Source organism: Stenotrophomonas sp. 112478_Sma, assembly GCF_056479905.1.
Genome location: NZ_CM151072.1, coordinates 2623373 through 2636815, shown reverse-complemented (window position 1 = coordinate 2636815; position 13443 = coordinate 2623373). Strand labels below are relative to the sequence as shown.

Below are 13443 nucleotides of genomic sequence, written 5' to 3'. Positions count from 1 at the left end.
TTCAGCCGAACCAGCCGTGCAGCATCCACGGTGCATGTGGATCATTGCGCTCACGGAAGGCCCAGCCGCGCTGGCCGTGTGCGGTTTCCACCACGTAGTAGTCACGGCGCGCATCGGCGTGGTCCCACCAGCCTGATTCGATCCGCTCCGGCCCGGTGACGATGCGCAGCCGCGGGTCACGCAGCACCTGTGGTGTGTCCAGCAACCAGCCGGGGCGCAGCGGCCAGTACGCCGGTGGCCTGGCGGGTGCCTGGGTGCCACTGGCGCGTTCGGGGCGATGGTCGGCCTGCACGGCAAGGGGCTGCACGGCGTCATCGCCGAGCCGTGCACGCAGGCGCTCGCGCAGCTGGGTCCAGGGCATCGCCTGTGCCGGGCGGGTGTCGAACAGATCGCGTGCGGCGGGCACGAAGGGCGGCAGCTGTTCGGCCTGCAGGCGCAGGGCCCGGCTGCCCGCCGGCAGCGGGAAAGCCTCCAGGCGGTTACGGGCGATCTCGAACAGCAGCGCGGCATCACGCTCGGGTGCGAGCAGGCCAATGGTCAGCACGCTGGCAGGCAGCAGGTCGTGTTCGAAATGCAGGTCGAAACGCTGCACGCCGCCATCGCGCGAGCACAGGAAGGCCGCCAGATCCAGCAGCAGGCGTCGCAGCGGAAACAGCAGGGCCTGGCTGGATTCGATCTCGTACTCGAATTCGATGCGTGCGTCGAAACGGTCTGGTGGCTGGTAGTAGCGCAGGGGTGCGGTGGGCAGGCCACGCAGCGCGTCCAGCTGCTGCAGCACGTCCGGCGCGAAGCGACGCGCCAGGCTTTCGCGCGGCAGGTCGAACACTGCCCCCAGCGTACGCAGCCCGGAGCGGCCAAGCACGGTCACCGCATCGGCCGGCAACCCGCTGCGCGGCAAGGGCAGCTGCGCCAACAGGGCTGGCAACTGTCCTGCATCGATACCGAGGCCATCATGCACGTTGGCCAGCACCCGTGCGGCATGGGGATTGGGCGCCGCGACCAGGCGGTGACGGAATCCAAGTTCATGCAGGCCATCACGCAGGCGCCGTTCGATCGCCAGCCAATCGCCGAACAGGGCACGGCTGGCACCGATCTCCAGGACCAGGGCATGGGGAAAGTCGAGGCTGACCTGCGAACTGAAGCCGTACAGCCAGCTGGCCAGCAACTGGCGGGTGTGCAGCTCGGTGGCCGGATCGTAGTCATGCAGCTGCAGGTCCTGCACCAGTACCTGTGCGGCCGACAACAGCATGCCCGGACGCAGGCCGGCTGCACGCGCAGCAGGGCTGACGGCGCGCAGCACGCGACGCTGCGCCGGCCCCTGCAGCAGCACCAGTGGCCGCTGCGGATCCGCTTGCAGGCGCAGCACGCAATCCAGCGCCAGCTGCGGCAACAACAGGCAGGCCCAGTCCATGCGGCCGCCTCAGTGGGCGATGGCCAGTGGCAGCGGCTGTGCCGGCGGCAATCCGCCACGGCACTTCAGGACCCGGACCTGGCCGTGGTCGAGCTGCAGGCGCAGGCTGGCCGGGGACGGGTTGCGGGCTGCACGCGCCTCGCGGAACACGAAGCCCAGGCACTGGCCACTGTCGGCGGCTACCTGCAGGCGGCGCAGGGCGCGGTCGTCGGCCTGCTGTGGCCAGCACAGCACTGCCGCGCAGGCCGCCGAGCGCAGGCATTGTTCGGTGGCCCACAGCGCCTGCTTCGGCCCGGCCTGGATGATCTGCAGCTGCGCCAGATCCAGCCCGGCCGCGGCCCAGGCCGGCGCATGCGGCCGGTAAGGCGGCGCGACCAGCACGATCGGCCGCTCGCGGCGGCTCAGCTTTGCCAATGCCGGCCAGACCAGCGCCAGTTCGCCTACACCCGGCGCGCCCTGCAGCACCTCGCACAGCCCGCTGGCCGGCCATCCCCCCCGGGCAGGCGTGCATCCAGGGCGGGGTGGCCACTGGCCAGATGGTCGCTGGCCGGGCCGTGCCGCGCCGGACCGCGCCATAGCTGGCGACCGTCCAGGAGACGGTCGAGGGCAATGACCGCACCCATCAGCCCACCGTCCGGAAACGCGTGGGGGCTGGCTGAGAGCGACAATAGTTGTCGGAAACGGCTGGCATGGAGCGAGTATCGACAGGCCGGTATCAAGGGCTGAGACCGGACATGCTACTCGCCTCGTGAGTAGAATTACTAATGAATTCGGGAGCCGCGTTTCAGGTTGCTGAAGAGCGGGCGCGGTTCATCGATCAACGTGCCCCGCACTCACCGCCCCTGCGGATCCGGGCGATGGTGCACGTACTCGACCACGGTGCCATCGGGATGGACTGCATTGAACGCCGCACCGGTCGGGACGATCTGCAGCGGGAAGATGATCTCGGCCCCGGCAGCGATCAGTTTGTCGTGATAGGGCCGGACATCGTCGACCAGCAGGGTGCCCGTGGTCGAGGTGAAGGGTGCCAGTGCGGTCTCGCTGCCTTCGATCAACAGGAAGGCACCGACCATGGCCAGGCGCAGTCCTGCATCGGGAAACGGAAACCCGGCATCGGCGACCACACCCTGCAGCTGCTCGTAGAACGCCACACTGCGCTCCAGTTCGCCGGGAGCGACGAATACGCGGATCAGCACGCGCGGGCTGCGTTGGCTGGAGGTGTCACAGCGGTCGCGCCAGAGATGGTCGAAGTCGCGATGTACGTTCATGGGCGTGATCCGTGGCCAGGGGCTTCCATTATCGGCAGCGCCGCGCACCCCACTGATGACCGCCGGTGATGGACTGATAACCGGCGTGCAGGGGTTGGCCTGTGCCTTAGGTCCTGTTGACAGGCATGAACGCCCTCGCACAATCTTCACAGGTTGGGCCACGTGCGTGGCCCGGGCAGGCAGGTTGTCACGCCGGGAGGAGGGTCCCGCGCGCAGACCGGTCCGCCCTCCGGCCTGAGGTGTTGCCCGGCAACGCCTGTACGGCATGAACGCTGCACCCTTCGGCGGCATTTTCCCTGGACCGATTGCCTTGGCAACGGAATTACGCCCGTCGATGAAAACGTTTACAAAGCCGCTTGCCCTGTCCCTCGCCGTGTCCGCCGCCGTCATCGCGCCGGCGTGGGCCGATCCCGCCGCGTTCACCGTGTTGACCCTGGAGCAGGCGCCGCCGGCCGAAGCGATGCCGGCCCTGGCCACCCAGCTTGGATCCCTGCAGGTGGATGCCGTGAGTGTGCGGCAGGTGCAGCGCAGCATCGACCAGGTCGATCCGCTGCAGCTGCTGGCTGATGGCCTGGGCTACGAATACCGCTTCATCGCCGCCGGGAAGGACGATGGCCGGACCCAGCGCGGTCAGGCCGTGCTGACCCGGTTGCCGATCGCGGCGGAATCCGGCCCGGACCAGCCGGGGCTGAACTACCTGCGCCTGGATGACGGTCGCCACACCGTTGCGGTCTACACCGATGCCGGCGCGGGTGCCCTGCAGTTGCCGGCCCTGGTGTCGCGTTCGCGGCTGGGTGCGCCGGCGGTGCTGCTCGGCGCTGTTGCTGGCGATTCCGCCAAGGCTGCCGGTTTCGATCCGGCGCGGGTGGCCCTGGAAGCCGATGCCAGCTACTTCAGCGATGGCTTCCAGGCCGCCAGCAGTGCGCCGTTCAAGGTTGAGGGCAGCGCCCTGCGCGCGACCCTGCTGACCCTGGCCTATGCCGCCGACAAGGGGGGCGATGCGCCGTGGATGGACACCACCCTCAACGCCGACGCCCGCGCTGCGCTGCTGCTGAAGGCGATGACCGAGGATGAGAAATTCCAGATGTTGCACAGCTACTTCGGGCTGGGCAAGGACGGCGGCCCGCTGCCGGACGGCGCGGTCGGTTCGGCCGGTTTCGTGCCGGGCGTGCCGCGCCTGGGCATTCCCTCGCAGCAGTCGGCCGACGCCGGCGTCGGTGTGACCAACCCCGGCGGCATCCGGCCCGGCGACTTCGCCACCGCCATGCCCTCCGGCCCGTCCACCGCATCGAGCTGGAACCGCGAAGTGGCTTTCGCAGGCGGCGCGACGATGGGCCGCGAGGCCTGGCAGCAGCGTTTCAACATCCTGCTTTCCGGCAGCGTCAACCTGCAGCGCGATCCGCGCAACGGCCGCAACTTCGAGTACGCCGGCGAAGATCCGCTGCTGGCAGGCTCGATGGTCGGCGCGTTGATCCAGGGCGTGCAGAGCCAGCACGTGATCTCCTCGATGAAGCACTTCGCGCTGAACGACATGGAGACCCGCCGCAACTTCCATGACGTACGCATCGGCGAACAGGCCATGCACGAGTCCGACCTGCTGGCCTTCGAGATCGCGCTGGAGACCGGCCGCCCGGGCGTGGCGATGTGCTCGTACAACAAGATCAACGGCACCTACGGCTGCGAGAACGGCTACCTGATGAACCAGGTGCTGAAGCAGGAATGGAAGTTCCCTGGTTTCGTGATGTCCGACTGGGGTGGCGTGCACAGTGGCTCGAAGGCGGCGCTGGCCGGCCTGGACCAGCAGTCGGCCGGTGAAGTGTTCGACGCGGCGGTGTTCTTCGACGAGCCGCTGCGCCTGGCCGTGCACGGCGGCGTGGTGCCGCAGGCGCGCCTGAACGACATGGTGGCGCGCATCCTGCGCACGATGTTCCTGCACGGCAACTTCGACAACCCGCCGCAGCACCAGAAGGTTGATGCCGAGGCCGGCTTTTCCGTGGCACAGCGCACGGTGGAAGAGGGCAGCGTGCTGCTGCGCAATGAAGGCAACCTGTTGCCGCTGGCCGACAGCGTGAAGCGCATCGTCATCATCGGCGGCCATGCCGACAAGGGCGTGATCGGTGGTGGCGGTTCGTCGATGGTGGGCGTGACCGCCAAGGGCACCAACGCGGTGCCGGGCGTGATGCCGACCACCTGGCCGGGCCCGGTGATGTTCCATCCGTCCTCGCCGCTGGAGGCGCTGCGTGCAGCGCGCCCGGACGCCACCATCGCGTATGTGGACGGCAACAATGCCGCGGCTGCAGCCAAGGCCGCCGCACAGGCGGATGTCGCCATCGTGTTCGCCACGCAGTGGGCCGCCGAATCGGTGGATCTGCCGGACATGCAGCTGCCGGACAATCAGGATGCGCTGATTTCGGCGGTGGCCAAGGCCAACCCGAAGACCGTGCTGGTGCTGGAAACCAACGGCCCGGTGCGCACGCCGTGGCTGGCGCAGGTGCCGGCGATGCTGCAGGCCTGGTATCCCGGCATCCGCGGTGGCGAGGGCATCGCCGCACTGCTGACCGGCCAGGCCAATCCGTCCGGCCGCCTGCCGGTGACCTGGGTGACGGACGAGTCGCAGCTGCCGCGCCCGCATATCGATGGCCTGGGCTTCAAGCCGGCCAAACCGTTCGGTGATGTGTTCGATTTCGATATCGAAGGCGCCAACGTCGGCTACAAGTGGATGGCCGCCAAGGGCCTGACTCCGACCTTCGCCTTCGGCCATGGCCTGTCCTACACCTCCTTTGCCTACGACAACCTGAAGGTGAGCGTGGAAGGTTCGCGCCTGGTCGCCAGCGTGGACATCCGCAACACCGGCAAGCGCGCCGGTGCCGATGTGGCCCAGCTGTACCTGAAGCTGCCGGCGGGCAGCAGCACGCCGATCCGGCTGATCGGCTACGACAAGGTGCAGTTGCAGCCGGGTGAGCAGCGCCGCATCCGTATCGAAGCCGAGCCGAAGACCCTGGCCCACTACGATGCGCAGGCCCGCCAGTGGAAGATTGAAGGTGGCACCTACCAGGTGCAGCTGTCGCGCAATGCCGCCGAACCGCTGCAGACGGTGGACGTGCAGCTGGTGGAGCAGGTGCTGCGCTGACACCGCGTGGTACTCACGCTTGCAGACACGGCCCCGCAAGGGGCCGTGTCTGTTTGCGGCCTGCCGCTGCGCTCGCCGGGCATGGCCCGGCGCTACCCCATGACCCGCACGAGCGGTAGCGCCAGGCCATGCCCGGCGGCGCAACGATGGGCAGAGGAATGCGGTAGCACCGGGCCATGCCCGGCGAGCGCAGCGGCAGCATAGGCACATGTGCCATCAGTCCTGCCCGCATCCGCCGCAGAATGCAAAGCCGTCACACCCTTCACAGGGCAGGGCAGGAGTAGGCTTGGAACTTTCCCGCCGGAAGGGGTTGTCCATGCGTGTGCGTGCCGTTGCAATAGCCATCGCCCTTTGCCTGTCCAGCAGCGTGCTGGCTGCCGATACTCCGCCGATGACCCCGGACATCAGCGGCAAGCCTTTCGTTGCCCCGGATGTGGGGCGCGACTACGACAAGCGCGTGGTGATGGTGCCGATGCGTGATGGCACCAGGCTGTATACGGTGATCGTGGTACCCAAGGGCGCCCGTAACGCGCCGATCCTGCTGACCCGCACGCCCTACGATGCTGCCGGCCGCGCCAACCGCAGTGACTCGCCGCGCATGCGCGACCTGCTGCCACAGGGCGACGAGGTGTTCGTCGACAGCGGTTACATCCGCGTATTCCAGGACATCCGTGGCAAGTACGGCTCCGAAGGCGATTACGTGATGACCCGGCCGCTGCGCGGGCCGTTGAACAACACCAAGGTGGATCACTCCACCGACGCCTGGGACACCATCGACTGGCTGGTGAAGCACGTGCCCGAGAGCAACGGCAAGGTCGGCATGCTGGGCTCGTCCTATGAAGGTTTCACCGTGGTGATGGCGTTGACCGATCCGCATCCGGCGTTGAAGGTGGCGGCGCCACAGAGCCCGATGGTCGATGGCTGGATGGGCGACGACTGGCTCAACTACGGTGCCTTCCGCCAGGTCAACTTCAACTACTTCGCGATGCAGACCGAGAAGCGCGGCAAGGGCACGCCGCTGCCGAGCCTGGGCTATGACGACTACAGCACGTTCCTGCGCATCGGTTCGGCTGGCGACTACGCCCGTTTCACCGGCGTGGACCAGCTGACCTGGTGGAAGAAGCTGGTCGAGCACCCGGCGTATGACGCCTTCTGGCAGGGCCAGGCGCTGGATGCGGTGATGGCCAAGACGCCGTTGAAGGTGCCGACCCTGTGGTTGCAGGGCCTGTGGGACCAGGAGGACATGTGGGGTGCCAACCACGCCTACCAGGCGATGGAAGGGCGCGATAGCGGCAACGACCGCAACTATCTGGTGATGGGGCCATGGCGGCACAGCCAGGTGAACTACAGCGCCAGCGAACTGGGCGCGCTGAAGTTCGACGGCGATACCGCGCTGCAGTTCCGCCGCGATGTGCTCAAGCCGTTCTTCGACCAGTACCTGGTGGACGGCGCGCCGAAGGCGGACACACCGCCGGTGCTGATCTACAACACCGGTGAAAACCACTGGGATCGCCTGAAGGGCTGGCCGCGCAGCTGCGACCAGGGGTGCGCCGCCAGCAGCAAACCGCTTTATCTGCGTGCCGGCGGCAAGCTGGCGTTCCAGGCGCCGGCGGCGGGCGAGGGCGACTTCGAGGAATACGTGTCCGACCCGGCCAAGCCGGTGCCGTTCGTACCGCGCCCGGTGCGCTTCGGTGACCGCGACATGTGGACGACCTGGCTGGTCAAGGATCAGCGCTTCGTCGATGGCCGACCTGACGTGCTGACCTTCATCACCGAACCGCTGGCCGCGCCACTGCGCATCGGCGGCGCGCCGGTAGTGCACCTGCAGGCGTCCACCAGCGGCACCGATAGCGACTGGGTGGTGAAGCTGATCGATGTGTATCCGGACCAGGAGGCCTCGGCGCCGGAGATGGGCGGCTATGAGCTGCCGGTGTCACTGGCGATCTTCCGTGGCCGCTACCGCGAAAGCTTCAGCGATCCGAAGCCGCTGGCGGCGAACCAGGTGCTGCCCTACCGCTTCGACCTGCCCAACGCCAACCACACCTTCCAGAAGGGGCACCGGGTCATGGTGCAGGTGCAGTCGAGTCTGTTCCCGCTGTATGACCGCAACCCGCAGACCTATGTGCCGAACATCTACCTGGCCAAGCCGGGCGACTACCAGAAGGCCACGCAGCGGGTCTGGCACAGCGCGGCGCAGGCCAGCTACATCGATCTGCCGGTGTACTGAAACGGGGCGGGCAACGCCGGGCCTGGCCCGGCGCCACCTTACATGGGCAACGTCGGGCCATGCCTGGTCGCGGTGGACCGGGCATGCACCTGTCGTCAGGCATCCAGTGCCGGGTAGTCGATGTAGCCGTGTTCGCCACCGCCATACAACGTGGCCGGGTCGAGCTCGGCCAACGGCGCACCGCTGCGCAGTCGCGCGACCAGATCCGGGTTGGCGATGAAGGGCCGACCAAACGCGATCATGTCGGCATAGCCGCTGGCAATGGCCTGTCCGGCACGCTCAACGTCGTATCCGTTGTTGGCGATCCAGGCGCCACGGAAGCGTGCGCGCAGCGCAGGGTAGTCGAACGGGATGTTGTCCCGATCGCCGCCGGTTGCACCTTCGATGACATGGATGAAGGCCAGTCCGTCGATCGTGTCCAGGCGCTCCACTGCACGGTTGAACAGCGGTTGCGGGTTGCTGTCATGGGCATCATTGACCGGGGTGACCGGTGACAGGCGCACGCCGGTGCGGCCGGCGCCGATTGCTTCGGCGACCGCGCTGACCACCTCGAACAGCAGCCGCGTACGGTTCTCGATGCTTCCACCGTAGGCATCGTCCCGATGGTTGCTGCCATCGCGCAGGAACTGGTCGATCAGGTAGCCGTTGGCTGCATGTACCTCGACGCCATCGAAGCCTGCGGCAATGGCATTGCGCGCGGCGACGCGGTAATCCTCGATGAGTTGCGGGATCTCCTCCAGCGCCAATGCGCGCGGCGCGGAGACATCCTCGAATCCATTGGCGGTGAAGGTCTTGCCGTTGGCGCGGAGGGCGCTGGGTGCCACCGGCACTTCGCCTTCCGGCAGCAGGCTGGTGTGGGAGATGCGACCCACATGCCACAGCTGCAGCACGATGCGGCCACCTTCGGCGTGTACCGCGTCGGTGATGGATTTCCACGCAGCGACCTGCTCGGCGCTGTAGATACCCGGCGTATCAAGGTAGCCCTGGCCCAGAGGGCTGATCTGGGTGGCTTCTGCAATGATCAGGCCGGCACTGGCACGTTGGCGGTAATAGGTGATCGCCAGCGGAGAAGGGACGCGGTCGGGCAGGGCGCGGTTGCGCGTCAGCGGTGCCATGGCGATGCGGTTCGCGGCAGCGATGTCACCCAGGTGAGTGGGCGTGAACAGCAGGGCGTCAGCGGGATTCATTGGAGTTTCCACAGCAGGGGAGGGTGAGGTCGAGCATACGGTCGAACGCGTTGCAGCGATGGGAAGGTTCGTTGCAGCGCCTGGAAGTGGCGCGGCCGTAACACGGCGGGGCGTACCGTGGGTCGCGGGTGGACGCGTGTCCACATCGATTCCCGATAGATGGAGAACACAGATGATCGACTATCAGCTCGGCGGCAAGACGGCGATCGTGACCGGTGGCGTTTCCGGCATCGGCCTGGCCGTGGCCGAACTGCTGGCAGCGTCCGGTGCTGCGGTGTCAGTGTGGGACCTGAAGCAGGACGCGGTGGATGCCACCGTGGAAGCGCTGGCCCGGCGTGGCAGCCGCGCCATCGGCATCGCCTTGGATGTCACGGATGAGGCTGCCGTGGAAGCGGCGGTGCAGCGCACAGTGAAGGAGCTGGGCGGGGTGCACGTCGCGGTCAACAACGCCGGCATCAGCGGTCCGGCGGCGAGCAGCGGCGACTATCCCGTCGATGGCTGGAAGCGGGTGGTCGATGTGAATCTGACCAGTGTATTCCTGTGCCAGCGTGCGCAGATCCAGGCCATGCGCGCGGCCGGGAAGGGCGGGAGCATCATCAACATGGCCTCGATCCTGGGCCAGGTGGGCTATGCCGGTTCGACCGCGTACGTGGCAGCCAAGCATGGTGTGGTCGGCCTGACGCAGACTGCAGCGTGGGAGCATGCCGCCGATGGCATCCGTGTCAATGCGGTGGGGCCGGGCTTCATCGCCACGCCGCTGCTGGAGAAGATGGATCCGAAGGTGCGCGCCACGCTGGAAGACCGCCACGCGTTGAAGCGCCTGGGCAAGGCCGAGGAAGTGGCGGCGCTGGTGGCCTGGCTGGCCAGCGATGATGCCTCGTTCGCGACCGGCACCTATTACGCGATCGATGGCGGTTATCTGGCGCAGTGATGCGGTGACCGCAGGGACGGTGGTGCCGGGCATGGCCCGGCGCTACCGGGTGAACGGGCCGTGGTGCGGCCTTCACCGCGATCCGACGGCTGACGCGCAACGCTCCGGGAAACTCCCGGAGACGTCGATGGAACTCAACCAGGATGTATCGATCCTGCTGCGCGTGGCCGCCGCGATGCTGTTCGGTGGCGTGCTCGGTATCGAGCGCGAGATGGGCAAGCATGCGGCGGGCCTGCGCACGCACATGATGATTGCCGGCGCCGCAGCGCTCATCGTGGGGCTCGGCGATTCCGTGGCCGAGCATTTCCAGCAGGAGCGCTACCGCGACCTGCTGCAGGTCGACCCGGTGCGCCTGATCGAAGCGGTGGTGGCCTGCGTCGGCTTCGTTGCCGCAGGCACCATCCTGCGTGGCAGCCGCGAGGACCAGGTCAGCGGGCTGACCACGGCCAGTTCGCTGGTGATGGCCGCCGCCATCGGGATTGCGGTGGGCATCGGCAAGTACGTCATTGCCCTTGGTGTGAGCGTGCTGTGCCTGCTGGTGCTGGCGGTGATGCGACGGTTGGCGGACAGGCTCTAGCGGGGCAGCACCTTCGAGCTTCTGTCATGTGGCGCTTTATTGGTAATACCAATATGTCCGGTAACTCTATGGTCTAATAGGCTCTTCGTCGAAATGGCGGTTCAATCGGCTTCAAGTGGTCCGATGAATCTGATTATTGGTAATACCAATAATCGTGACCACGGCGTCCCATCGCATGCGGTGGGGAAACATTCCGCCCCCCGTCGAGAGCCTCCATGCAGCCCTGGCAACACCTGTACGACCCCGCCGGCAACCTGTGGTTGTCCAGCCTGATCGCGTTGCTGCCGATCGCGTTCTTCTTCGTTGCCCTGGCCGTGCTGCGCATGAAAGGCTGGCTGGCCGGCACGATCACCGTGGCCATCGCACTGGCCGTGGCCCTGCTGTTCTACCGCATGCCGCTGACCCAGGCGTTGGGAGCGGCCGGCTTTGGTTTCGTCTACGGGCTGTGGCCGATCGCCTGGATCATCATCGGCGCGGTGTTCCTGTACAAGGTCTCGGTCAAGACCGGGCAGTTCGACATCATCCGCGCTTCGATCCTGTCGGTGACCGAAGACCAGCGCCTGCAGATGCTGATGGTCGGCTTCGCCTTCGGTGCCTTCCTGGAAGGCGCGGCGGGGTTTGGCGCGCCGGTGGCGATCACCGCAGCGCTGCTGGTCGGGCTGGGCTTCAAGCCGCTGTATGCAGCGGGCCTGTGCCTGATCGTCAATACCGCGCCGGTGGCATTCGGTGCGATGGGCATTCCGATCATCGTGGCCGGACAGGTCACCGGGCTGGAGGCCTTCGAGATCGGCCAGATGGCCGGTCGCCAGCTGCCGTTCCTGACCATCATCGTGCTGTTCTGGATCATGGCAATCATGGATGGCTGGCGTGGCGTCAGGGAAACCTGGCCGGCGGTGCTGGTGGCCGGCGGGTCGTTCGCCATTGCCCAGTACCTGACCTCCAACTTCATCGGGCCGGAGCTTCCGGACATCACGGCGTCGCTGGCGTCGCTGGTGTGCCTGACCCTGTTCCTGCGCCGCTGGAAGCCGGTACGGATCTTCCGCTTCGATACCGAAACCAGCGCCGAGGCGGCCGCCCAGGCGCTGGAAGCGCCGCGCTACAGCGTTGGCCAGATCGCCAAGGCCTGGTCGCCGTTCCTGATCCTTACCGCGATGGTCACGCTGTGGAGCATCAAGCCGTTCAAGTCGCTGTTCGCGGCGGGTGGCCCGCTGGAAAGCTGGGTGCTGAAGATCCCGGTGCCGGGCCTGGACCAGATGGTGCAGAAGATGCCACCGATCGTGCCTGCGCCGTTGAGCTACGAGGCGGTCTATAAATTCGACGCGTTCTCGGCCACCGGCACGTCGATCATCCTCGCCGCAGTGATTGCCATCATCGCCCTGCGCATGCCGGCCAAGGCGGCGCTGCAGACCTTCGGCGAGACCGTGCGCGAGCTGCGCACACCGATCTACTCGATCGGCATGGTGCTGGCCTTCGCCTTCATCGCCAACTATTCGGGCCTGTCGGCCACGCTGGCGCTGGCGCTGGCCCACACCGGCAAGGCATTCACCTTCTTCTCGCCGTTCCTGGGCTGGCTGGGCGTGTTCCTGACCGGCTCGGACACGTCCTCCAACGCGCTGTTTTCGGCCTTGCAGGCCACCACTGCGCAGCAGATCGGCGTGTCCGAGGTGCTGCTGGTGGCGGCCAACACCACCGGCGGTGTCACCGGCAAGATGATCTCGCCGCAGTCGATTGCCATCGCCTGCGCCGCGGTCGGCCTGGCCGGCAAGGAATCGGACCTGTTCCGCTTCACTGTCAAGCACAGTCTGATCTTCACCGTGATGGTCGGCCTGATCACCACCGCGCAGGCGTACTGGCTGACCTGGATGATTCCCTGAGCCATGCAGCCGACGACCTATCCGCGCAGCATGGGCCGCACCTGCCAGGCGCTTCGGGCCACAATGGCGCCATGAGCACGCAACGGATTTCAGACAAGGTGGCCGCGCAGCTGCGTGGTCTGGTGCAGGAGCGGCAGCTGCAGCCGGGTGACCGGCTTCCGGCCGAGCGCGCGCTGGCTGTGCAGCTGGGTGTCTCGCGCACGGCGCTGCGCGAGGCCATCGCGCAGTTGTCCAGCCAGGGCCTGCTGAGCGCACGCGTGGGCGGCGGCACCTACGTGGCGGAGCCGGCCACGCGCGCGCGGCAGGCGCTGGATGAACCCCTGGCTCCGTACCTGCCGTTGTTCCAGGGCGACCCGGAATACCGCTTCGACGTGCTGGAGATCCGTCACGCGCTGGAAGGAGCGACGGCCTGGCATGCAGCGCTGCGTGCCACCGATGAGGATCGGGCGCGCATCGCCCAGGCCTTCCAGACCATGATGGATGCGCATGGCAAGGATGATCCTTCAGGCGAGGCGGAGGCCGATGCGGCCTTCCACCTGTCCATCGCCGAAGCGTCGCACAACCTGGTGCTGCTGCAGGTGATGCGTGGCCTGTTCGATCTGCTGCAGACCAACATCTCGCAGAGCCGCGAGAAACTCTATACCTCGGCGAGGACCTTCTCGCCGTTGTCCGACCAGCACCGCGAGATGATGGATGCGGTGCTGGCCGGTGATCCGGAGCGCGCGCGCGCCGCCGCGCATGCCCACCTCGAGTTCGTGCACACCACGCTGCGCACGCTCGACGACAACGAAGCCCGGCGCGCGCGGGCCTCGCGCCTGCCTTCCCCACACGGTTGACC

9 protein-coding genes and 1 pseudogene are annotated in these 13443 nt (G+C 67.1%); 6 read left to right on the top strand and 4 right to left on the bottom strand.

Annotated features, from left to right (window positions below):
• Position 1 precedes the first annotated feature (1 nt).
• The 3 genes and pseudogenes from ACZK08_RS12025 to ACZK08_RS12015 all read right to left on the bottom strand — a co-directional run bounded on the left by ACZK08_RS12025 (position 2) and on the right by ACZK08_RS12015 (position 2679).
• Positions 2-1411 (bottom strand): Y-family DNA polymerase, encoded by a 1410-nt coding sequence (locus ACZK08_RS12025; RefSeq protein WP_065182747.1) that lies wholly within the window; start codon positions 1409-1411, stop codon positions 2-4.
• A gap of 9 nt (positions 1412-1420) precedes the next feature.
• A pseudogene (gene imuA, locus ACZK08_RS12020) lies at positions 1421-2034 on the bottom strand (translesion DNA synthesis-associated protein ImuA).
• Positions 2035-2244: 210 nt separating this feature from the next.
• The gene (locus ACZK08_RS12015; protein ID WP_053517644.1) at positions 2245-2679 is read right to left on the bottom strand and encodes a VOC family protein; all 435 of its coding nucleotides are present in this window, start codon (positions 2677-2679) and stop codon (positions 2245-2247) included.
• 334 nt (positions 2680-3013) lie between these two features.
• Here ACZK08_RS12015 and ACZK08_RS12010 point away from each other — a divergent pair, with 334 nt between their 5' ends.
• Positions 3014-5809, top strand: coding sequence for a beta-glucosidase family protein (locus ACZK08_RS12010; protein WP_081284440.1), 2796 nt, complete (start codon positions 3014-3016; stop codon positions 5807-5809).
• Between the two features lie 316 nt (positions 5810-6125).
• The gene (locus tag ACZK08_RS12005; RefSeq protein ID WP_065182748.1) at positions 6126-8036 is read left to right on the top strand and encodes a CocE/NonD family hydrolase; all 1911 of its coding nucleotides are present in this window, start codon (positions 6126-6128) and stop codon (positions 8034-8036) included.
• Between the two features lie 95 nt (positions 8037-8131).
• On the opposite strand, the gene ACZK08_RS12000 is transcribed toward ACZK08_RS12005, so the two are convergent.
• The gene (locus tag ACZK08_RS12000; protein WP_065182749.1) at positions 8132-9223 is read right to left on the bottom strand and encodes an alkene reductase; all 1092 of its coding nucleotides are present in this window, start codon (positions 9221-9223) and stop codon (positions 8132-8134) included.
• A 172-nt stretch (positions 9224-9395) separates the two neighbouring features.
• On the opposite strand from ACZK08_RS12000, the gene ACZK08_RS11995 reads away from it, so the two are divergent.
• The 4 genes from ACZK08_RS11995 to lldR all read left to right on the top strand — a co-directional run bounded on the left by ACZK08_RS11995 (position 9396) and on the right by lldR (position 13441).
• The gene (locus ACZK08_RS11995) at positions 9396-10154 is read left to right on the top strand and encodes an SDR family NAD(P)-dependent oxidoreductase (RefSeq protein ID WP_053517641.1); all 759 of its coding nucleotides are present in this window, start codon (positions 9396-9398) and stop codon (positions 10152-10154) included.
• A 127-nt stretch (positions 10155-10281) separates the two neighbouring features.
• Complete coding sequence (locus ACZK08_RS11990) at positions 10282-10731, top strand: MgtC/SapB family protein (RefSeq protein ID WP_053517640.1); 450 nt, start codon at positions 10282-10284, stop codon at positions 10729-10731.
• 215 nt (positions 10732-10946) lie between these two features.
• Positions 10947-12605 (top strand): L-lactate permease, encoded by a 1659-nt coding sequence (lldP, locus tag ACZK08_RS11985; protein WP_065182750.1) that lies wholly within the window; start codon positions 10947-10949, stop codon positions 12603-12605.
• Positions 12606-12676: 71 nt separating this feature from the next.
• On the top strand, positions 12677-13441 hold the full coding sequence (lldR, locus tag ACZK08_RS11980) for a transcriptional regulator LldR (protein WP_053517636.1): 765 nt from the start codon (positions 12677-12679) through the stop codon (positions 13439-13441).
• The last annotated feature ends 2 nt before the right edge of the window (positions 13442-13443 follow it).

What these genes read in the sequence shown, in the direction of transcription:
- ACZK08_RS12025 (WP_065182747.1), bottom strand. Translation starts at nt 1,411, where the DNA reads ATGGACTGGGCCTGCCTGTTGTTGCCGCAGCTGGCGCTGGATTGCGTG.
- ACZK08_RS12015 (WP_053517644.1), bottom strand. Translation starts at nt 2,679, where the DNA reads ATGAACGTACATCGCGACTTCGACCATCTCTGGCGCGACCGCTGTGAC.
- ACZK08_RS12010 (WP_081284440.1), top strand. Translation starts at nt 3,014, where the DNA reads ATGAAAACGTTTACAAAGCCGCTTGCCCTGTCCCTCGCCGTGTCCGCC.
- ACZK08_RS12005 (WP_065182748.1), top strand. Translation starts at nt 6,126, where the DNA reads ATGCGTGTGCGTGCCGTTGCAATAGCCATCGCCCTTTGCCTGTCCAGC.
- ACZK08_RS12000 (WP_065182749.1), bottom strand. Translation starts at nt 9,223, where the DNA reads ATGAATCCCGCTGACGCCCTGCTGTTCACGCCCACTCACCTGGGTGAC.
- ACZK08_RS11995 (WP_053517641.1), top strand. Translation starts at nt 9,396, where the DNA reads ATGATCGACTATCAGCTCGGCGGCAAGACGGCGATCGTGACCGGTGGC.
- ACZK08_RS11990 (WP_053517640.1), top strand. Translation starts at nt 10,282, where the DNA reads ATGGAACTCAACCAGGATGTATCGATCCTGCTGCGCGTGGCCGCCGCG.
- lldP (WP_065182750.1), top strand. Translation starts at nt 10,947, where the DNA reads ATGCAGCCCTGGCAACACCTGTACGACCCCGCCGGCAACCTGTGGTTG.
- lldR (WP_053517636.1), top strand. Translation starts at nt 12,677, where the DNA reads ATGAGCACGCAACGGATTTCAGACAAGGTGGCCGCGCAGCTGCGTGGT.